Raw genomic sequence first — 251 nt, 5'->3', positions numbered from 1 at the left:
AATTTAACGCGATTTCCTAGCTCTCCAATTCCCCGATAACCAGATATATCAACAGCGACCCCATCTCGCTTCTGCTTTTTTGTGGTGATTAGCACAACACCATTTGCTCCGCGTGAACCATAAATTGAGGTTGCGTCTGCATCCTTTAGGACTTCAATACTTTCTATGCTAGCGGGGTTAAGCATGCTTAACGGATCAAATCCCATTTTGATTATGGAAGTCGATTGAGTTGCGAGCGGAGTTGCATCAAG

1 protein-coding gene is annotated in these 251 nt (G+C 44.2%); it reads right to left on the bottom strand.

The annotated features are described in order from the left end of the window. Nucleotides 1-251 (bottom strand): TonB-dependent receptor plug domain-containing protein (locus KK062_RS30435; protein ID WP_254088139.1); only part of this gene is annotated, 251 nt, incomplete at both ends.

The organism is Dawidia cretensis (assembly GCF_018598175.1).
Lineage (GTDB): Bacteria > Bacteroidota > Bacteroidia > Cytophagales > Cyclobacteriaceae > Ohtaekwangia > Ohtaekwangia cretensis.
Note: the sequence above shows the minus strand (reverse complement) of the source record. Positions and strands in the feature narration are given on the sequence as shown.